This is a genomic window from Virgibacillus sp. Bac332 (assembly GCF_003667785.1).
GTDB classification, from domain to species: domain Bacteria; phylum Bacillota; class Bacilli; order Bacillales; family Amphibacillaceae; genus Virgibacillus; species Virgibacillus salarius.
In genome coordinates this window covers 3,147,071-3,168,582 of record NZ_CP033046.1, presented here as the reverse complement: position 1 = coordinate 3,168,582, position 21,512 = coordinate 3,147,071, and the positions used below count along the sequence as shown (strand labels likewise).

Annotated in this window: 20 protein-coding genes and 1 other RNA gene; 6 read left to right on the top strand and 15 right to left on the bottom strand. The window is 37.0% G+C overall.

Annotated elements, in window-relative coordinates:
- Positions 1–109: 109 nt before the first annotated feature.
- The 3 genes from rnpB to D9782_RS15110 form a co-directional block, all read right to left on the bottom strand.
- Positions 110–484, bottom strand: an RNA gene (gene rnpB / locus D9782_RS15120) — RNase P RNA component class B.
- 99 nt (positions 485–583) lie between these two features.
- On the bottom strand, positions 584–904 hold the full coding sequence (gpsB, locus tag D9782_RS15115) for a cell division regulator GpsB (RefSeq protein WP_121605104.1): 321 nt from the start codon (positions 902–904) through the stop codon (positions 584–586).
- A 162-nt stretch (positions 905–1,066) separates the two neighbouring features.
- Entirely contained in the window at positions 1,067–2,251 is a 1,185-nt protein-coding gene (locus D9782_RS15110) for a CdaR family transcriptional regulator (RefSeq protein WP_026681940.1), read from the bottom strand.
- Positions 2,252–2,420: 169 nt separating this feature from the next.
- On the opposite strand from D9782_RS15110, the gene D9782_RS15105 reads away from it, so the two are divergent.
- From D9782_RS15105 to D9782_RS15095, 3 genes are read left to right on the top strand one after another with little or no spacing between them, the layout of a single operon-like run.
- Positions 2,421–3,587 carry an NAD(P)/FAD-dependent oxidoreductase gene (locus D9782_RS15105; protein WP_026681939.1) on the top strand — a complete coding sequence of 389 codons (1,167 nt, stop codon included), beginning with the start codon at positions 2,421–2,423 and terminating at the stop codon, positions 3,585–3,587.
- Between the two features lie 26 nt (positions 3,588–3,613).
- Positions 3,614–4,576 carry an ornithine cyclodeaminase family protein gene (locus D9782_RS15100; RefSeq protein WP_026681938.1) on the top strand — a complete coding sequence of 321 codons (963 nt, stop codon included), beginning with the start codon at positions 3,614–3,616 and terminating at the stop codon, positions 4,574–4,576.
- A 27-nt stretch (positions 4,577–4,603) separates the two neighbouring features.
- Positions 4,604–6,061 carry a sodium/proline symporter gene (locus D9782_RS15095; RefSeq protein WP_121605103.1) on the top strand — a complete coding sequence of 486 codons (1,458 nt, stop codon included), beginning with the start codon at positions 4,604–4,606 and terminating at the stop codon, positions 6,059–6,061.
- Between the two features lie 71 nt (positions 6,062–6,132).
- Here the strand turns inward: D9782_RS15095 and D9782_RS15090 are convergent, their stop codons facing one another.
- The 4 genes from D9782_RS15090 to D9782_RS15075 all read right to left on the bottom strand — a co-directional run bounded on the left by D9782_RS15090 (position 6,133) and on the right by D9782_RS15075 (position 8,341).
- On the bottom strand, positions 6,133–6,354 hold the full coding sequence (locus tag D9782_RS15090; RefSeq protein ID WP_121605102.1) for a hypothetical protein: 222 nt from the start codon (positions 6,352–6,354) through the stop codon (positions 6,133–6,135).
- Positions 6,355–6,972: 618 nt separating this feature from the next.
- Positions 6,973–7,380 (bottom strand): cytidine deaminase, encoded by a 408-nt coding sequence (locus tag D9782_RS15085; RefSeq protein WP_026680981.1) that lies wholly within the window; start codon positions 7,378–7,380, stop codon positions 6,973–6,975.
- Between the two features lie 317 nt (positions 7,381–7,697).
- On the bottom strand, positions 7,698–8,060 hold the full coding sequence (locus D9782_RS15080; protein WP_026680982.1) for a DUF1798 family protein: 363 nt from the start codon (positions 8,058–8,060) through the stop codon (positions 7,698–7,700).
- A 65-nt stretch (positions 8,061–8,125) separates the two neighbouring features.
- On the bottom strand, positions 8,126–8,341 hold the full coding sequence (locus tag D9782_RS15075) for a hypothetical protein (protein ID WP_026680983.1): 216 nt from the start codon (positions 8,339–8,341) through the stop codon (positions 8,126–8,128).
- Between the two features lie 159 nt (positions 8,342–8,500).
- Here D9782_RS15075 and D9782_RS23345 point away from each other — a divergent pair, with 159 nt between their 5' ends.
- Complete coding sequence (locus D9782_RS23345; protein ID WP_200862547.1) at positions 8,501–8,605, top strand: spore protein; 105 nt, start codon at positions 8,501–8,503, stop codon at positions 8,603–8,605.
- Between the two features lie 176 nt (positions 8,606–8,781).
- Here D9782_RS23345 and D9782_RS15070 read toward each other — a convergent pair whose 3' ends face one another.
- Entirely contained in the window at positions 8,782–9,747 is a 966-nt protein-coding gene (locus D9782_RS15070; protein ID WP_026680984.1) for a DUF2515 family protein, read from the bottom strand.
- Positions 9,748–9,867: 120 nt separating this feature from the next.
- On the opposite strand from D9782_RS15070, the gene recU reads away from it, so the two are divergent.
- Positions 9,868–10,458 (top strand): Holliday junction resolvase RecU, encoded by a 591-nt coding sequence (gene recU, locus D9782_RS15065; RefSeq protein ID WP_026680985.1) that lies wholly within the window; start codon positions 9,868–9,870, stop codon positions 10,456–10,458.
- Positions 10,459–10,476: 18 nt separating this feature from the next.
- Complete coding sequence (locus D9782_RS15060; RefSeq protein ID WP_121605101.1) at positions 10,477–13,248, top strand: PBP1A family penicillin-binding protein; 2,772 nt, start codon at positions 10,477–10,479, stop codon at positions 13,246–13,248.
- Between the two features lie 354 nt (positions 13,249–13,602).
- On the opposite strand, the gene nth is transcribed toward D9782_RS15060, so the two are convergent.
- From nth to dinG, 7 genes are all read right to left on the bottom strand, one after another.
- Complete coding sequence (gene nth, locus D9782_RS15055) at positions 13,603–14,262, bottom strand: endonuclease III (RefSeq protein ID WP_121605100.1); 660 nt, start codon at positions 14,260–14,262, stop codon at positions 13,603–13,605.
- Between the two features lie 4 nt (positions 14,263–14,266).
- Positions 14,267–14,947, bottom strand: a complete 681-nt coding sequence (locus D9782_RS15050) for a DnaD domain-containing protein (RefSeq protein WP_205601735.1) — start codon at positions 14,945–14,947, stop codon at positions 14,267–14,269.
- A 225-nt stretch (positions 14,948–15,172) separates the two neighbouring features.
- Entirely contained in the window at positions 15,173–16,465 is a 1,293-nt protein-coding gene (gene asnS, locus D9782_RS15045; protein WP_121605098.1) for an asparagine--tRNA ligase, read from the bottom strand.
- Positions 16,466–16,486: 21 nt separating this feature from the next.
- Positions 16,487–17,671, bottom strand: a complete 1,185-nt coding sequence (locus tag D9782_RS15040) for a pyridoxal phosphate-dependent aminotransferase (protein ID WP_121605097.1) — start codon at positions 17,669–17,671, stop codon at positions 16,487–16,489.
- Between the two features lie 30 nt (positions 17,672–17,701).
- Positions 17,702–18,136 carry a cell wall elongation regulator TseB-like domain-containing protein gene (locus tag D9782_RS15035; RefSeq protein ID WP_226983511.1) on the bottom strand — a complete coding sequence of 145 codons (435 nt, stop codon included), beginning with the start codon at positions 18,134–18,136 and terminating at the stop codon, positions 17,702–17,704.
- Between the two features lie 58 nt (positions 18,137–18,194).
- Positions 18,195–18,365: a YpmA family protein gene (locus D9782_RS15030; RefSeq protein WP_080668675.1), complete on the bottom strand. Its 171-nt coding sequence runs from the start codon at positions 18,363–18,365 to the stop codon at positions 18,195–18,197.
- 262 nt (positions 18,366–18,627) lie between these two features.
- The gene (dinG, locus tag D9782_RS15025) at positions 18,628–21,429 is read right to left on the bottom strand and encodes an ATP-dependent DNA helicase DinG (RefSeq protein WP_121605096.1); all 2,802 of its coding nucleotides are present in this window, start codon (positions 21,427–21,429) and stop codon (positions 18,628–18,630) included.
- Positions 21,430–21,512: the final 83 nt, after the last annotated feature.

Genomic DNA, 21,512 nt, shown 5'->3' with positions numbered 1-21,512 from the left:
TTATCATATCTACATACGGTTTATGAACGCTACTGAAAATAAAAAACCTTTCCAATAACCCAAAAGGGAATCAGAAAGGTTTATTTCCTCGTCATAGACCAATTAAATACTCGATAAGCCATGTTCTGTTCCATTGTACTACCATCGGTGGTCAACCTCGTACGCCGGTTGTAATCATCTATCTACAAGTTTATACTTGTCCCTTTTTCGGTTCATTTCCCTACTAAAGAGTGCCCCTACCATTATTTGGGTTGCTCACTCGTGGGGTTTACCTCGTTCCACCTGAAATGTTTCCAAATCAGCTACGTCACTGTGGCACTTTCAAGGCTAGCTTCCATATCTAATAGACGTAGGTAGCTATCCTGCCGTTAACCAAATGGTTACCTTGACTTATGAATTCGTCAAGCACGAACACTACAAACATCGCAGTTTGTGTGAGCATGGACTTTCCTCTGTATATATTATACAGCGATCACATGAGTATTTAATTTATTTCCTCAAATTACTATACCATAAGTACTAGATTTAATCAAGTTTCCCTATGACTTTCATTTAGCTTTTGCTTTTCAACTGCCTTAACTTATTAACTCTCTGTCTCAGCGAATTTCTTTCCGAAAACAGCCTTCTCCAAGTTTGACAATCGTTTTAAAACATCATAATTTACTTGCGGATTAGGATTAGGATGTGCAGAGCGTGTTTTGGGTGGCTGTTCCACGGTTGATGATTTTTTTAACCTATCATTCTCTTGTTGAAGCCTTTCTAACTCTTGCTTAAAAGCATCATAATCCTGAATAATTAAATCTAAAAATTCATCAACTTCCTCTTGATTATAGCCCCGCATTGCTGTCTTAAAATCTTTTTCTAAAATATCTTTACTACTTAATTGTACTCGATTCGTACTCACAGTATCACCTCATCATGTCTACATGTTAATTTGTTCGTATCCATTTCCATTTCATTTAACATTTTATTAATTCTATTTATTTTTATGCCATTTCTTTCTACTTATTATAGCATTAAATTGTCAACCTGAAAAATGAATGCATTATTCAGATTTATTCTCATGCTATTCCTTCATTTTTATAATTATATAAAGTAACATACACTGTTCAAAACAACCTAAATCAAGCATGGTTATTGATTCTATTTTTTTCAGACGATAAATTAAGGTATTACGATGTATAAAAAGAGACTTTGCTGCCCTACTTATATTTAAATTGCTATCACAGTATACAATAAAGTTATAACTAAGCTCCATAAAATCGTCATGTGCAAAAAACGGTTCTACTCGCCCGTTTAACTTCGACTGTATTTGAGAATTAAGCTGATACGGAATAAGTTGCATAAGTACATTCCAATCATAATAAGAATAGATGGCCGGTTCTATAGATAGCCTACTTGCAAATTCCACAAGCACCTCTGCCTCGTGATAGGATTGATACAAGAGGTGAAGAGCATCATATTTATATCCAGCAGCAATGGAAACAGTATGAATATTATAATCATGCAACCTTTTAATGAGCAGTACGCTTTTGTTTTTAAATTCTGCCATAAACTGATGAAAAACGGTGTCATCCGTAATCGGTTTTAATAAAATAATTTTTTCTGGATTTAAAAACGTACAAATATGATGTAAGTCGTTATTATATGTTTTTCGAATACACGCTAATATTTCTTTCTTCAAATAGTCTAAGGAATAGGCCTGTCGCTTATCCATCTGTATACTTTTAAGTAACGAATCTCCGATATTGATTACAATACAAAGGCGCTGTATTCCTTCCTCTATCTGCAATACCTTGCAATAGTGGGCGACTCTTTCTTTATGTCGGTTTCCATCTAACAAGATATATTGCACAAATGACTCTAACGTTTTTGCTTCTAAGTCCTCTATATGCGTATGAATTGTTTCTTGCCATATCATCTCCACATACTTCTTAATAAGCTCTGCATATGGTTTAACCTCCAACGGATTTCCGATGATACCTAGCACTCCAATGGTTTGAGAATCTAAATGTAATGGAACTGCTACACCAGGTAAAACATTCGTCATACTAGAAATTTTGTCATTATCAAATAAGATGGTTCGATTCTCTTTAATAACTTCTATTGAGGGAGTATGTAATGTTCCAATTCGTTCAGCATTTGTATCCCCAATAATATATCCTCTCTTATCACTTAAGCTAATGGGAAAAGGCGAAATTTTTGAAACCGCTTTCACTGTTCGTTGTGCAAATTGTACAAAACGTTCCATCTACTTTTCTTCCTTTTATATGGGTATTTTCTAATATTTTATCATAATTTTGATTATTTAAAATAATTATTTCTCTAAGAAATTTTGTATAGTTTTGACATAGATTTTCCAGTCTAGCTTAGGTTATAACTAGTTATAATCATTCCACATATAACTTGAGGTGATTTTCGTGCGTAAGAAAGCAGATATTATCATTATTGGTGGCGGTGTAATTGGCTCAAGCGTTGCCTACAATTTATTAAATGACGGTTACGATGGAGCAATTATTGTATTAGAAAAAGACCCGATGTATGAATTTTCTTCTACCCCTAGAAGTGCTGGTGGTATCAGACAATTATTTACTACGTCTATTAATATTCAAATAAGCAGATATAGCTTACAAAAATATAAAACGTTTCCAACCGACATGGCAATTCATGGAGAAACTGCTGAGATCGATTTTAAACAGCGAGGATACTTGTTTCTCGCCAAAGACGAAAATGTAAACCAGTTAAAAAAGCAATGTGAACGACAGCGACAATTTGGTGTTCCTTCCGACTTTTTAACACCACAAGAGCTGCTAACTATCATTCCAGAATTAACTATATCCGATTTACAGGGTGGGCTGTACTGTGAGGAAGATGGCTACCTTGACCCATACTCTGTTATGCAAGGCTATGCTAAAAAGGCCAAGCATCTAGGTGCTACGTATATATATGAAGAGGTTGACACTATTCTAAAAGACAATGATTGTGTCACCGGAATACAATTAGCGAATGGAGAAAGCTACTATGCTCCAATTGTTATTAATTGCGCTGGCCCATGGGCTGCTGCGCTAAGTGAGAAAATAGCGCTACCTTTACCAATCGTACCTTTAAAACGTCAAATTATTCAGTTCGATATCGAAGAACCCTTACATAATAACCTTCCTCTAACTGTAGATCCAACAGGCGTTTATTTCCGTCACGAAGGAAAACAATTGATTTCAGGTTATTCAGAGCAAGTAAAGCCAGGTATTGATTTTTCGTGGAGACGCTCCTTCTTTTTAGAACAATTATGGCCCGTGCTAGGTCATCGAATTTCTAATTTTGAATGTGCAAAGATTCGTAGTGGATGGGCAGGGATGTACAGCTTTAATACGATCGACCAAAATGCGATTATCGGTGAGCACCCTAAATTAAATGGATATTATACCGCATGTGGCTTCAGTGGTCATGGAATGCAGCAGGCTCCTGCTGTAGGTAAAGGGTTATCCGAGTTGATCCGATTAGGTAAATATGAGTCCTTGAACCTTCATCCATTAAGATTTGAACGATTTCAAGAAAAGGAATTGCTTATTGAGGGTGCTATCGTTTAACAACGTAAACGAATGGAGGTCATTACATGTTATTTTTAAATGAATCGGCTATAAAAGAAGCTGTATCCATGAAGCAAGTTATTCATGCAATTGATAACGCATACAAGCTCTACGGCTCTGGAGCATTTCACATGCCCACTCGAATGCAACTACAGGATGAAACAAATACTTTATTGCTAATGCCTTGCCTAACTAATGAATCAATAGGTACAAAGTTGATTACATCTTTTCCAAATAACACGAGCCATCCTACCTTACAAGGACTTGTAATTTTAACTAGTCGTGAAACTGGCGAATGTCAAGCGCTTTTAGATGGGTCGTTTATAACAGGAATTCGAACAGGTGCAATTGGTGGCTCAGCCATTAGACATCTGGCAAATGTGGATGATAACAAACTGGCAATAATTGGAACAGGTGTACAAGGGCTGTATCAAGCTATTGCAGCATGCACGGAGCGGCCGATTAAGGATATTTATTTGTACAATCGAACGACGGATAAATTACCAGCCTTTAGTGAAAAGCTCAAAGCATGGATCCCTGCAAACATCCATATCCATATGACTTCTACAATTGAAGAAGCAATTACATTTGCTCATATCATTATTTGCTCAACTACTTCGAATTCACCTGTTCTTCCTAATGACCCCGACTTATTAACAAACAAGCTTATTATCGGTATTGGTTCCTTTCAACCAACCATGCGAGAATTTCCAGAAGTATTGTATCAATTAGCGGACCGCCTTTATATTGATACGGAAGACGCTATTATCGAGTCGGGGGATGTACAATATCCACTAGAAAAAGGCTACCTACCAAAAGACTCCATCATATCCATGTCGAAGCTGGTTATGTCAAATGAAGAAGTGTCTCGTTCCCCTGATAAAAGCATCCTTTTTAAATCTACAGGTATGGCTTTATTTGACGTAGTTGTATCGCAATTGGTCTATCGGCAGGCTCTCAAGAAAGGAGTTGGTCAGCAGCTAACCTAGAGTAAAAAACTCTCTATAGGAGGAATTATGAATATCATCATTGTTGAATTTGTCGTTTATTGTATGTTGATCTTAGCAATTGGCTATTATTTCAGCAAACGAAGTAAGTCTCACTCTGATTTTCTATTAGGAGGAAAAAAATTACCTGGTTGGACACTTGCCTTTTCTGAAAGGGCAACAGGTGAATCTGCTTGGTTGTTATTAGGTTATACAGGGTTTGTTTTTATGACTGGCCTATCCGGAATTTGGGTAGCAGTTGGTATAGCAATCGGAATAATATTTGCTTGGCTATTTTTAGCCAAAACATTTATGTCAGAAACAGATAAGTATAATGTGTTAACTTTACCAGATTATTTAGCGGTAAGGTTTGGGGAAAAGGCGAAAATAATTCGCTGGTTAACGAGTATCTTAATTGCTGGGTTTCTTATGTTTTATGTTGGAGCACAGATGGCTGGAGCTGGAAAAATGTTATTTACAACATTTGGCTTACCTCCAACAGCAGGTATTCTATTAGCTACAATTGTTATCATCATTATTGCATTTGCTGGCGGGTTTATATCTGTAGTTTGGACAGATATGATCCAAAGTATAATGATGGTTATTACATTAGTTGCGCTTCCTATTGCATCATTAATTTATATACAAGCAAACGATTTATCGATAAACGCTTCCCTGATACAAGCTGGAGATTCGTATAACTCTTGGTTTGGTGGTCTGACTGGCTTTGCGATTGGTGTGTTATTTTTTAACAATTTTTCATGGTTCTTTGGCTTCTTAGGTGGTCAGCCTCAATTAAGTGCACGATTTATGGCATTAAAAAATAATAAAGAAGCAAGACAAGGAAGTATTGTTGCAATTATTTGGACATTATTAGCGTATGGTGGAGCATTTATGATTGGAATAACAGCTATAGCCATCTATGATCAAGGCTCATTTCATGATGCAGAAATTATTTTACCAACGATGATTCTTGAATTATTTCCGCCTTGGATAGCTGGCTTGCTTTTAGCTGGGGTATTGGCTGCCATTATTACAACTGCCGATTCGCAATTAATGGTTGTGACAAGTTCAGTTAGTGAAGATATTATCCATAAAACATTGGGAATGAATTTTACAGAAAAACAACTTCTCTGGATTTCTCGTATTTCTATTGTATTCTTCGGTTTAATCGGCATGGTGATCGCGCTTGTATCAGAATCTCTATTGTATCTAGTTGTCAGCTGGGCCTGGGCAGGAGTAGGCTGTACACTCTCCCCCGCCATCCTCCTTACATTTTTTTGGGAGCGATATTCTAGTGCTGGTGTGGTAGCGACAGTTCTTGCTGGATTAGTATCCACTATATTATGGATAAGCACACCTTTAGAAAGTATCATCACTTCAAAATTCACGACATTTTTTATTGCATTATTTTTTGGAATAGCTGTGAGCTTACTTCTTCCAGATAAAACGGAGAAGATCCATTCCCTGTCCGAAAAGAACATATGATAATGCTAAATAAAAAAACTGAGCAAAATTCGCTCAGTCCTTATCACTAAATGCTCAGATTTACGCTTCCTCTAGTAGCTATTATGGAATAATATCAACTGCTTGACCACCACTCCGGCTACCCACTTCCCTTTCCGTGGGGTTTGTCCTTCAGCTAACTTTTTTAGCAAAACCCGCTCAAAAAAGTGGATCTTCAGGTCAAACATTTCCCACAGGAGTTGAAGTGGCCGGCCTTCGCTATTATCAGGCTCTACAACGCTAGCATGAAGTAACACAGCTGCTTTTATACTCACGGATAGCGATTTTCACTTTACCCATTGTAAAAAAAGTCAACCTATTACTTATGACAAGAATTGTTGCACCTTCGCATAGCGGAGACGAATTACGTAGACTCCTGCGGGATTAGCGCGAGCCGAAAATCCACTTTGCAACGTGTTCTTCTTTGCAAAGTTAGTTGAGGCCGTGCCCACGGAAAGCGAAGTAATTAGTCGGAGCATTGCCAATATACATCTAACATTTCAAAATAACTACTTGGCTTAACGTAGTCATTGCACTGATTTTATACTTTCTTAACGTAGAACAAAAGCGCAAATGTCCGATTAGAAACGTAGCGACTGGAGCGAGTCAACGGAGATAAAGGAATCACGGTGAGCTTGCGTGCCGATGATGACTTATCATAGAGCAATTCATGAAGTAGCCTAGTTTCTGGACGCTGGGACTGGACACGGCTCAACACGTCTATATTTATCCTCATGCTCAATTTTTATAATTTCCTAGACTACAAAAAATGGAGCTGCCTCATAAGTCTAAACGACTTTGAGCAGCCCTTTTTATGAACAAAGAAATAGAGCAAATATTATCAATAATCTACGTTTTCAATGAGGTTCTCTAAAAAGGCAAACCCTCGCCCTTTACGTCTCTTTATTTAGATCAGATGGCTGAAAGGAAAAAGGTAAAAGTTCTTCCATCGTAACTGTTTTAGTGTCCTCTTTTAGGTTGGTTAAATGAATCTTCATATCTGCTGTAAAGAATTCACTCATCACTTGACGGCAAGATCCACAAGGAGGAACTGGCCGATCTGTGTCAGCTGCAACAGCCATTTCCGTGAACTCCTTCTCCCCTTCAGCGATTGCTTTAAATATGGCGACACGCTCAGCGCAACACGACACTGGATACGCGGCATTTTCAATATTACATCCTGTATATAGCTTTCCTGATTTTGCTTTTAAAACTGCTCCTACAGGAAAGTTGGAATAAGGAACATAAGCGTTATCCCTTATACGAATGGCTTTTTTCACTAATTCATATTTAGCAGTCATTATTTATCCCCTTCTCCACAGTATGGAAGGTTATTATAAGTAAAAATCAAATGATTGTAAAGAGGCTCGGAACAGAACAAAAGTGCGAGCGCTCGTTTAGAACGTAGCAACTGGGGCGAGTCAATGGAGATAAAAGAATCATGGTGTGCTTGCGAGCCGATGATGACTTAGCGTAGAGCGATTCGTGAAGTCGCCTCCATTTCTCGGTACTGAGGCTGGACGTGGCTCAACATGCCCATATTTATCCCCCTGGGCTAAATTTTCTAGACTAAGAAAAAAATGAACCACCAAATAGTTCGTCTTTTAAATGGAACTTTTTAGTTATGCCCCAGCTCCAACTCTCTAATAATTTGGTCAAAAATATAGAGAATGGAATGGTTTAATTCCATGTATCTTTTTCTTCTCACATCTATATAGTAACTATGCATGAGTAGCAGTTCCATATTTTCTTTTGTAGAAGCCACCTGTTGAGGATGAATAGTTAGCTTCCTTTCTTTTACCATTCGCAGCGTGCCCGTTTCCCATTGTTGTAACATCTCATAAATAGGCGTTGTTTCTTCTTTAACCTTTAAAAACAAAGCTTTATCTTTTCGATTTTCAGGAGGATCGTTTTGCTCATATTTATCCTTTAATCGAACTACATGCTCTTTTAATAATTCTGTTTGTTTCTTTATGTCCATGTTGAATATCCGCCTTTAACAAAGTTTGCTATTAGGATTATTTTAACATAATGGACATGTTTTTTTTAATAATTCCCCTCCACTCTCTTTAAAGTCGTTTTTAGTGCATTCATTTCATTCATTCTATCCTGAAATTGATCAGATATTTCATTTTCAACCTTCATCATAAGCTTTTGATCCAGCCAACGTACCTGATCTGATAACTGTTGCAATGATAATTCAACCGATTTCCGATCGGCACCTGGATTAGCTGTATGGAGATTCCTGATAGCAAATGACATATAATCTCCTCCCTTGGTTAAGTTATTACTACTAGTATTCGGTTTAGAGCCATTCAATCCTTCCTGTTCGACAAAACTAGAACGAAGCTTACAAAACAGGTGATAAAACTCATTAATTTATGTGTTTTTGACAAACTAATAATTGAAGGAGGAGTTCACATGAAACAAAATAAGAAAAACCAAACAAAAACTGAATCTATTCGGTCAAAATCCCTAAAAAAGGGCGATAAGAAATTAGATGGTCCTAACCGACCATCTACGTAAATAAATCAAAGGGCTGTCCTAGAGGTCAAAAATACCTTTGGACAGCCCTTTGATAAGTTCGTTTTTTTCAAATGCATTATTCACTGCACAACAGTACATACCGCTTTCCGCCAATGAAATCAAAAACATACCAAATGAACCTCGATTCAATTTTGTATAACCCCCCTCTCCTTTCGTTATAATTCCTGCCTACTAAACACAGACCGAATAAAGTAATAAGCATACAAAAGCTGACGTTTTTTATAGAAAGTTAAGCCAATATCACTTTTTGTTGGAGTAGCAACATTCTTTGTCCATTTCTTTTTGACACCCCCCGATTTATACCAATCTGTTCGAATCTTATCTTGATGTGAAATAATAGGGTATACCATTCGTAGGAATGGAGACGCTTGGAAGGAGAGATCTAAGTAACGCTCATAATCATATCTTGAACCGGTATGTTCGCAATCTATAGCAAATGCCAATGTTTCATTATACACAGATGGGGTAAATAATATTGATGCCAGTTTTTTTCCGAGATTAATCCGATTGGTTAAACTTGTGAAGTTTTGTACATAGGCACCATACAAATTCGTTGATTTTGTTGGTAACAGTACTGCGTTCATTAAAAGTAGATTTTGTAGTACGTATGGTAGCTTGTGAAAAACACGTTTTTTAAAAAATGATTGTTCAATTACTGGCCCATGTATTACATTCTGTTCGTTTATAATTAATGCTCGAAGTAATCGATCTTCATCAGAGAACTTCCAAAAATAATGCCATTCTTTTATCATAAAATCCGACACATGGAAAACCTTTAATAACTGAAATACAGGCTCTCGCAGTTGCTTTGAAAGCTGGTAAATTAGTAATTGCGGATATGCATCAGAGAAAATTAACCAATTTGCGCGTTCATAAGTCATAAATAATCGCTCTCTCTCCTTATCACCCAGTATAAATCGATAAGGAGGTAACAATAGATCTGTCATATTATACCCTGCATTTCTAGACACAAGACTTGCTAAGTATGACCATTTTATTTCTGGAAATTGCAAATAATAGTTAAAATAAGCAGTTGTGCGGCTAATATTATCTCTATTTCGTGATTTAGTTGAATTTGTTATATAATGGACATAGGATTGAAGTTCTTTCGTTGGATACATCTTCATCCTTCCTTCAACAGTTTGTTTTAACTATGCACGATTCTGTAATATTTATGCGTACTATTTAAATGGTATTTTTTTTCTTATATGATATGGTATTATGCAAGGAGGAACCAACAAATGAATTACCCAAATGGGCAGAGAAAAAATATCAGTCGTCCAAAAGACGCTAAAAAAAACACAAATATATTTAGTAATCGAGGGATGACATTAGAAGAAGATATTAATGAGACGAACACTTTTTATGTAAAAGCAAATAAAGCAGTTATCTATAAAAAACCAACACCAGTACAGATTGTAAAGGTAAACTATCCAAAACGAAGTGCAGCAGTTATTACAGAAGCATATTTCAAACAAGCATCAACAACTGACTATAATGGGGTCTATAGGTATAGGTATATTGATTTCGAAGCGAAAGAGACTAAAAATAAAACCTTGTTTCCGCTAGCTAATATACATGAACATCAAATAGATCATATGAAGGCTGTAGTTGACCATGGAGGAATTAGTTTTATTATTATCCGATTTGCTGCACATGACGAAACATTTTTTTTACCTGCAGAGAAACTTTTTTTGCACTGGAACGTCAAATTAAATGGTGGCAAAAAATCGATTGCCTATGAAACCATTCAGGAAGAAGGATATATCATCCCTTTTCAATATAAAGCAAGAATTGATTATTTAGCTATCATTGATGAGCTTTATTTTTAGAGACGGAGGAATGAAGTGATGGCAGAAAATAGCCAATCTCGTACAGCGAGAAGAAAACAGAAAAAATCAAAGAAAAAACCGATGTGGAAAAAAATTGTACTGTCCTTATTAATTATATTTGTTGTAATGGGACTAGGCGCTGGTGCGACAGCTGCATATTGGATCGCTACAGCGCCAGATATAGATGATGCAAAATTATCCGATCCATTAGCATCACAAATTCTTGATAAGGATGACGAAGTATTTGCAAGTCTTGGAGATAAGCAAAGAACGAAAATAAGCTATGATGAATTGCCGAAAATATTAATTGATGCTGTTACAGCAACGGAGGATGCTCGATTCTTTGAACATGGTGGAATCGATTTAAGACGTATTGGTGGTGCCATTGTAGCCAATATAACAAATGGTTTTGGATCAGAAGGTGCAAGTACCATTACACAGCAGGTTGTAGAGAAATCCTTCCTATCGCCTGAGAAAAAGATTAGTTTAAAAGTACAAGAACAATGGCTAGCATTAAAACTGGAGCGTGAATACTCCAAAGAAGAGATCTTAGAGATGTATTTAAATAAGATCTATTACGGTAGTGGTGCATATGGCGTTGCTAAAGCTGCTGAGACATACTTCGGGAAAAAAGATTTAAGTGAATTAACACTTCCTGAGGCTGCCATTTTAGCTGGCTTACCACAGCGACCTACAGCATACGATCCATTCAATAACCCAGACCTAACGAAGAAAAGAATGGATACCGTATTAAAATTGATGGTGCGCCATGGAAAAATTTCACAAAAAGAAGCCGATGAAGCTAGAGAAGTGGAAATTTCTTCTCTGCTAACAGACTCTCGTCCTGATTCTGCTCCTTATGATGCCTTTTTACAGAAGGTGGAAGAAGAAGTTAGAGAAAAAGTAGATGGTGCAGATATTAATACAGATGGATTAACGATTCATACAACACTTGATACAAGTGCCCAGGAGCATGTTGAATATTTATTAACAGATAGTGAAGATAATCCAATCCCTTATCCGGATGATGAAATGCAGGCAGGCCTGGCCGTTCTGGATACTAAGAATGGTGCGATACGTGCTATTGGCGGACGACGAAATAGCGAAGGGAAAAAGGAATTCAACTTCGCCTTAACGGAACAGCAGCCTGGTTCAACATTTAAACCAATTATAGCCTATGGTCCAGCAATAGAATATAATAAAATGTCGACATACCATCAAATAAACGATGATAAGCCATATGAAATAGCTGGAACAAAAGGAGCAACGGTACGAAATTGGAACAGACAATACGCTGGCTGGATGACAGCACGCCATGCTTTGAACCAATCGTTAAACGTACCGGCAGTAAAAACACTAGAAGAGGTTGGGTATGAAAATTCCAAAAAATTTGCTGAAGGACTTGGAATTAATTTCCATGAAGATAAAATTACAATCACAGATGCTATTGGTGGAACGCAAACATATGTTACCCCAGTACAACTAGCTGGTGCATTCCGAGCATTTGGTAATGAGGGATTGTATAATGAACCATATGCAGTAACCAAAGTAGAATTTCCTGATGGAAGAACCATTGATTTAAAACCAAAGGCCGAGCCTGTTATGTCAGATTACACAGCATATATGATGACAGATATGCTTAAATCTGCTATTACAGAAGGTACTGGTAAACTTGCAAATATCTCTGGCTTACCAGTAGCAGGAAAGACGGGAACAACCAATCTTGAAGATAAATCTGGTAGCCCCGATTCATGGTTTACTGGCTATACAACGAATTACACGATATCCGTATGGACAGGTGGTTATACGGATGAGAATGGACACCGTGATGTAATTCCTAGCGGTCATACGAAAATCCCGCATGCCCTATTCAAAAACATTATGACGGAACTGTCAAAAGACGTGGAGACGAAAGACTTTGTTAAGCCAAATTCTGTGGTAGAAGCAAAGGTTGAAAAAGGATCAAATCCTGCGGCGAAGCCGAGTGAATTTACACCTTCATCCTCTATTTTGACGGAGCTATTCGTAAAAGGAACAGAGCCAAGCAGCACCTCCGAGAAGTTCGATAAATTAGATGCAGTAAGTGGATTGAAGGCTACCTTTAACGAAGAAAGTAACACGATTGATGTTTCATGGGATTATAAATCCGATGCAGATGTATCATTTGAAGTCGGATTACAAATGAACGATGGAAAAATGCAAACACTCTCTACGACAGAAGATACCTCTATGGTGATTAAAGAGGTAGAGCCAGACGCTAATTATACTATTCAGGTCGTGGCGATCAGTAATGACGATGAATCAATGAAGAGTGAACCGAAAACCACGAAAGTAAAAATTCCAGGCGAAGAAGAGGAAGAAGGAATTCCAGCTGTTGAGGGATTATCAGCCGCTTACAATGAGGCAAATTCAGAAATTGATGTTTCGTGGAACTATAATGGTCCGCCTGCCAGCTTCGAGGTATCAGTAAACGGACAAACGAAGACAGTTGAAGCAAACGGTCTTAAAATTGATGGAGCACAGCCTGGTCAAAGCTATACCATCACGGTAACACCAGTTGGTAAAAAGGGTAATAACGAAGGAGTCCGCGGACAAAGTCAACATACAACCGTGACAGTTCCTGCGGATGAAACGGGAGAAGATAACGGTGACCCTGGTGGATCTGATGAACCTGAAAAACCTAAAGAACCTGAAGAATCTGCTGGTGGAGACGATGGAGAACCTGAAGACCCTGGAGAACCTGAAGAACCTGGTGGAGATAATGGAGAACCTGAAGACGGTCAAAGTTAACAACAAGGCGGCGATACCGACGGTGGAAATTCAGATGATGAAGAACAATAATAATAAAGAGGTAGTCTCAAAAGTCCATTAAACAAAACACCGACCATGATGTTCAAAAATCATGGTCGGTGTTTTTTGGTTTGTATTTAATTGAAATTACCTCTTAAAATCTTTTGGGTAAGTTAGGAAATCGACAATACCCTGAATACAGTTTTAACTTTATCAAGTCTGCACAGACTTCGAGTCTTTTCAAAAGCCGTAAATGAAGATGTCGAGGAGGTTGAATTCCGTACCCGAGTTAAGTTTCAATCATAGGCGATCTCCATTTTAATTAGATAAACAAAAAGGATATCCTTAGTCATTTTATGACTTTTGGGAAGCAGTGCGCATCCGCTTTTGCCCTTCTCTACACACCTCTAACAGTGGACATTCTGGACAGTTTGGATTTCTTGCTTTACAATGATACCTGCCAAAAAATATCATGCGATGATGTGTTTCGCTCCATTCCTCTTTTGGCACTTTCCGCATCAATGTTTCTTCTACTTCTATGACCGTATCCTTCCATCTACAAATACCTAGACGCTTTGATACACGCTCAACATGCGTATCCACAGCTATTGCAGGCTCACCGAATGCAACAGATGCTACCACATTTGCCGTTTTTCTACCAACTCCAGCTAATTTAACAAGCTCTGTTTTTGATTTTGGAACAATACCACCATATTCCTCCAAAAGAACGGTACATAGTTTACGGATATTTTTTGCCTTATTCCGATATAAACCAATTGACTTAATATCGTTCTGCAGCTCCTCTAAAGGCACTGCAAGATAATCCTCTGGTGTTTTATATTTCTTAAATAATTCTTTCGTTACTTTATTTACTAATGTATCCGTACACTGTGCGGATAAAAGTACTGCTATAACCAACTCAAAAGGATTTTCATGCTCCAGTTCACATTCAGCATAAGGAAACATTTTTTTCATTTCATCTAAACAAAATCTAATCTGTTTTTTATTCAGCATCTGCTTAGTCTTCTCCTTCTAGCCAATTATAATAAAATGAGGTATCTCTTTTTTTGGTAGGCTGATTTGTTCCTGTTTGCGAAGAATGGAATTGCTTACTTGCATTTCTAGCTTGCTCCACTGTATGGATTCCTTTTTTCTTCCATTCTCTTAGAATTCTGTCAATATATTTAAAATTAAGCTTGCCCATCAACACAGATTCTCTTAATCCTGCTTTAATTAAAGCAGGTGAAATATGATCTTGATCAAGCCACGCATTTATCGTCTCTATTTCAAACGGTGAAAGCGGACGGCCAAATTCTTGTTCAAATAAGATAAATATTGTTCCGTCAGTAGACGCTTCCTGTTGTTGTATATCCGATGAAAATAATTTATTCCAAAGCGGGGTTAAACAATAAGCTTCACTTAGTTTCTCCCCTTCCCTTTCCTGCTGCTTAATAGCTAGCATATCCTTTTGAATCAGTGCCCGTAATAAATGTGCACATTCCTTTTCATCCATTGTAACATAAGCAGCTAACTGATCAGGTGTAGGAAAATCAACCCTATCCTGTAAGAATCGTTGAATCTGTAATAAGAGCATTACTTCCTTTTCATTGAGCCCTAAATCCTTATATGCTAAGAATAATTCTACAGGAATCTGTATTTGGTTTAACAATATATCTTGAATGGAAATTTGCTTCGTCATCATAGCACCTCATTAAAAGTATAGCATGTTGTTAAAATAATAAAATCCCTTGCTCTAAAAGACAAGGGATTTTATTACAGGTTAATGGGCTGTAAAAACCCCAACCTCAAAAAACAGCAGCGGTTCATAAACGCTTATACGTTTAAGGTTTGTTCCTTTTAAACCGACTATATATTGGAATTAGCGATAAAAAAGCTGATAGCTAGTCACTAAAAAAATCCTCATTTATGGATAAAGCCGGTTAAGTAATCTTGGAAAAGGAATTGTTTCACGTACATGATCTACACCAGATATCCAAGCGACTGTCCTTTCTAATCCTAGACCAAAACCTGAGTGAGGAACACTACCGTATTGCCTTAGCTCTAGATACCATTTATAGGCTTCGCCTGTTAAGTCATGCTGTTCATAGCGCTCTTTCATAAGCTCTAAATCATCAATACGTTGCGAACCACCTATAATTTCTCCATATCCCTCAGGAGCAATAAGATCTGCACATAAAACAACATCCGAACGATTAGGGTCAGGCTTCATGTAGAATGCTTTAATCTCTGCTGGGTAATTTGTGATAAATACTGGCTTATCAAAGCTTTCAGCAATCGCAGTTTCATGAGGTGCACCAAAGTCTTCTCCCCATTCAATATCCGTAAATCCTTTGTCTTTTAAAAGATCAATCGCATCATCATAAGAGATTCGTGGGAATGGTGCTTTTACCTTTTCTAATTTTTCAGTATCTCTTTCTAATACCTGTAATTCTAGCTTACAATTTTCTAAAACACTTTGCACAACAAAGCTCACGTAATTCTCTTGAATTTCAAGACTTTCTTGATGGTCAACAAAAGCCATTTCTGGTTCAATCATCCAGAACTCAATCAAATGTCTGCGTGTTTTCGATTTTTCTGCTCGAAAAGTAGGACCAAAGGAGAATACTTTACCAAAAGCCATAGCAGCTGCTTCCATATATAGCTGACCACTTTGTGACAAATAGGCTTCCTCGTCAAAGTATTTTGTGTGAAATAATTCCGTTGTTCCTTCAGCGGAAGAACCTGTTAGAATAGGAGGATCAATTTTTACATATCCGTTCTCATTAAAGAATTGATACGTTGCGCGAATAATTTCATTTCGTATTTTCATTACAGCATGTTGTTTTTTAGAGCGTAGCCATAAATGACGATGATCCATTAAAAACTCAGTTCCATGCTCCTTAGGAGTTATTGGAAAATCAATGGACTCATGTATTAATTCAATATCACTTACTTGCATTTCATAACCAAACGGAGAGCGGGTGTCCTCAACAATTTTACCAGTTATGTAAACAGAGGATTCTTGGGTTAAATTTTTAGCCAGTTGAAAGGTTTCTTCACTGACATCATTTTTAACGACTACTCCTTGTATAAAACCAGTACCATCACGTAGTTGCAAAAAGGCAATCTTTCCACTTGAACGCTTATTGGCGAGCCATGCTCCCATGGTAACTGTTTGATCATTGTGTGCTGGTGCTTGTGAAATAGTTATTTTCAAAAAAATTACCTCCTGATACGATTAAGATTGGTGCTTTAATACAAATCGTTTTATTCGTGTAGCTGCCTCTATTAAAGCTTCCATTGATGTGGCATAGGATAGACGCACATTATTTGGTGAGCCGAACCCAGAGCCTGGTACAAGTGCAACTTTTTCCTCTTCTAACAAAGCACTTACCCATTCATCCACAGAAGCAAATCCATTATTTCTTGATGCTTCTTCTACATTTGGAAACAGATAGAAGGCTCCCTTCGGTTTAATACAGGTAACACCTGGTATTTCAAGTAAGAGTTCATAGAGTTTTTCTAGGCGTTCGGCAAATACCTGCTTCATCCCTTCGACAGGTTCCCCGTCCATCTGATATGCTGCAAGAGCTGCATATTGCGCAATAGATGTAGGATTTGATGTTGAGTGTGAAGCTAAACTTGTCATTGCCTTTATGATAGCAATGGGTCCAGCTGCATATCCAATTCTCCAGCCCGTCATAGCATGTGACTTGGATACCCCATTTATAACAACAGTCTGTTCCTGCAAATCGCTAGAAAGTTGAGCAATTGAAATATGTGGATCCCCTGAGTAAATCAGCTTCTCATAAATTTCATCTGAAACGATAAGTATATCATGCCTTAAACAAACTTCTCCTATTTGCTTAAGTTCTTCCTCTGTATACATCATACCTGTTGGATTACTAGGTGAGTTTATAATTACAGCTTTCGTTTTATCAGTTATCGCATTTTCAAGTTGTGCTGGTGTCAATTTAAATCCGTTTTCTTCACTTGCTGTCAAAAATACCGGACTGCCACCTGCTAACTTAACCTGTTCTGGATAGCTAACCCAGTATGGGGCAGGTATTATTACTTCGTCCCCTTCATTTAGCAATACTTGAAATAATGTATAAAGTGCGTGTTTTGCACCTGTTGTGACAATAATTTGATCGGTCGAATAATCCAGGTAATTATCTGCTTTAAATTTAGATACGATCGCTTGTTTTAGCTCCACTATTCCACCCGATGGCGTATATTTAGTCATTCCTTCACGCATTGCGTTTTGTGCAGCATTTAAAATGAATTCTGGTGTATTAAAATCAGGCTCACCCGCTCCTAGAGCAATGACATCATGACCTTGCTTTTTTAATTCTTTGGCTTTTGCTGTTATTGCTAAGGTTGAGGATGGTGTTAAGGTTTTTACTCGATTTGCTAGTTCCACTAATATCACCTTTCTATGTTAGCATTCCTTTTAATTAAACATTCGTTTTAAACGATACTGCTCATACCTAGACCCATCATAGATCGATAAATAATCCAACACATATCGACCAGATTGATCTTTATAAGTAAGTTCCCAAAGAGCATTTTCATTTACAAGTGCCGGTGTTATTTTTACAAATTCACATTGATTACACTGCTGTTTCCAATCATCTATTATAGCATCTTCTGCTATAATTTCCGATTGATTAATCGTCGTCAAATTTTTCTTTTTTCCTTCAAGCGGATAGAAAATAATTTTTTCTTCCTTACCATCTTTTCCAAACACGACATGATAGGCCTTTTCTCCATTGAATGTTTTGATGGCTGTTACTTCTGTAAGGGCGTTCGCCTTTAATAATTGTCTTTCTGTTTCAGCATAGCCTGCGGTTTTACTTTCTTTTAAATCGACATATAGAAATATCATATAAATAAAACAGGAAATTAGGATAATTATGCTAATCAGTAAGCTCCATTTTAACCATTTAGGTCCGGTAAATCGTGAAGATTGCCTGATCCTCATCGTTATCATCCAATGCTAGACCGAACATTAAATCCTGCTCTTTTAATGTTCTATTTAAACTATCAACTATTTTATAAAGATCTGATGAATATTGGAGCTTAACTGTTGATAATGTTTCTATTTTATTATCCATCTTATCCCTCCAGTAAAATACCCTTTTTATCAAAAAATTGTTAATCATACTTTCGCAAGCTAAGTGAAACCTATATATATGCTGAAATAAAATAAACTCAAACACATACGTATAGTATAACAAGCTTATAGCAAGTTGTGTTTTGTTTTTATTGTTTTTAGCAAAATTTTTCTCACCCATACCACTTCTTTATTACTGATGCTCTTGCCTCGAGCATCAGTCTTTTTTGTACATGCACATTTCACGTTTTATGGCTTCACCACTAAAACCAATTCTTGGCTTTTTCCATGAGCTTCTGAGTAGAATCAACAGATAATGGAACAGGTGGAATAGAGTCGATAAAATATTTGCCGTAGCGCGCCTTAACCATTCGTGCATCACATACAAATACAATTCCTCTATCACTAGAAGAGCGAATTAATCTGCCGAACCCCTGTTTAAATCGAATGACGGCATTAGGTAAAGAAAATTCCATAAACGGATTTTTTCCTTGTTCTTTTAAATAGGCGGATTTAGCTTCGTGTACTGGATGATCTGGGGGTTGAAATGGCAATCGCACGATCATTAAACACGATAAATCTTCACCTGGAATATCCACACCCTCCCAGAAGGAACTTGTTCCTAATAGAATGGCTTGATTAAAGGTCTGGAAATTTTTCTTTAATCTGGCTCGGCTACCACTTGAGATTCCTTGAGCAATTAAGGCATAACTACTTAGGTCTAATGTTTCCTTCAAAAGGGCATGAGCCCGCTTTAACATATCGTAAGAAGTAAACAGTACTAGCATCCTTCCTGCTGTTATTTCTGCCAATGAAATAATTGATTCACATGTAGCATATATAAATTCATCGATATTTCCATATTTGATATCTGGAAAATCGTTCGGAACCATTAATTGAACTTGATCTTTATAAGAAAAGGGCGATTCAATTTGTTTTGTAATTAACCTGTCAGCACTAATACCTAATCTATCCTGAATAAATTGAAAGGATTGATTCATGGTCAATGTAGCACTTGTTAAAATAATACTTTCTTTACTAGCAAAGAAATCTTTTGCTAGTAAACCGGCAACATTTGTTGGCTCACTATATAAATAAACTGCATTCTTTGCTCCATAAGCTTCAATTTCTATCCACTTTACTTGCTCGCTTGTTTCTTCGACAAGGAAAAGCTCTTCAAGTCGATCAATATAGCTTTGCAGCTGCTCTGTATGTAATTGGATACGCTCTTTATCCTGTCTTTCGATCTCTTCTTTCTTTTCTAAGTAATGTACCATAACAGCTAATCCGTGGATTAAATCACGCAGATAAAATAGTAAACGATTAACCATTTCCTTAATGGCATCCCATTTCTCAGGATGTTCCTTTTCATGAGAGAATCGATATTGTGTTCTTCCAATATCACTTAAAGTCTTGTTTGACTTATGTTGACCTACTACATATTGAAATAAATGACGAAATAAATCATCTGTTTCATATTTAGCTTCCTCAATAATATAATCCCATTTTTCTAATGGAAGCTGATCATGATTTATTTGGTACGTATTAATTAGATTCGTTAGGAGCTTGTTATCTTCTGTTTTTCCTAACTGATTCAACATATACTGCATGTGAATATAATCTAGCTTAAGTCCATAATGTCTTGATGCCGTATCCTCCAAATGATGTGCCTCATCAATTATTGCTTTATCATAACTTGGGAGTAACTGATATTCATTAAACATATCCGTGCATAGTAAAGCATGATTTGTAATAACAATATCTGCACGCTGAGCTCTTTTACGCGCCTTCTGATAATACGATCTAGCAAACCAAGGTGAAGTCGGATCAACATTTTCTTCCGTATCAGCAGATATACGTCGAAAGAAGAGGTAGCCACTGGATGGAAGTTGAATTTCATCTATATCCCCTGTTACGGTCTCTGTCAACCACACAAGTATTATCGCTTTTGTTAAGGCAATATCGTAATTGTCCTGTTGAGAATCACGTAATTCATGTTCCAATTTTTCCAAGCTAATGTAATGGGACTTCCCTTTCAGTAAAGTCGCATGTAATGGGAAATTAACTAATTTATTTACCATCGGTAATTCTTCTTCTAATAATTGTGATTGTAGCTGAGTAGTAAACGTACTTATGACAATCCGTTTCTGGTCTTTGATTGCTTCATATATTGTAGGAATAAGGTATGCGAGCGACTTTCCCGTACCTGTCTCTGCCTCTATGAATGCGTGTTGGTGACTCTGAAAGGCATCAAAAATTGTTTCTGACATCTCACGTTGACCGATGCGCTTTTCATAGTTATTTATTTGCTTTTCCATTGCTCCATTTTCTTCGTATATATGATCCAAGTACTCACCAAACGATAAATCAAGCGTGCGAACTTGGTCAGACTGTGGTTCCGTTTGACGATAAGCGAGTCCCCGATATGTTTCTATACCAGATATATCCTCAGAAGAAAAAAGTAAAGCCTGCTGTCTAGAGTGAAGTAATTGATATACATCTGATTTTAATGTTTTCTCTATTTTCAACAGCTGTTCTATTGTTTCATAAGGTAAAGATTCTAATTTCTCCTTTAATCTTAAAAACAGCTTTGCTGTTACATATGCATCTGATAATGCACGATGTGGCTCATTATGCTGCAACTTAAGGTATTCAGACAACTGGCTTAATTTAAAGCTTGGAGATCTCGGAAATAAGATTCTTGCTAGTTCAACAGTATCAAGTATCGGGGTTGTTAATTTATTCCTACCACAGTTTTCTAATTCAGTATTTAAAAAACCTAGGTCGAAAGGAACATTGTGTGCGATTAAATAGCTGTCTTCAAACAAACGTGTTATTTCATCGGCTCTTTCTTCAAATAAAGGAGCATCCTCTACATCTTTGTCAGAGATTCCTGTTAAATTTGTAATAAATAATGGAATTTCCTTTCCTGGATTTAGTAAGGTGGAATAGCTATCAATGATTGTATTATTTTCGATAATTACAAGACCCGCTTCGATAATCTTATCCTCTTTACCTGGAGCGTTACCAGTTGTTTCTAAGTCAATTACAACATATCTTTCCATCTTTTCACCTCACTTCTAGCAACCAGTACATCAATTCGTTTTATCGTATTTATCATAACAGGATTTCGTTTGTGGTCAATATA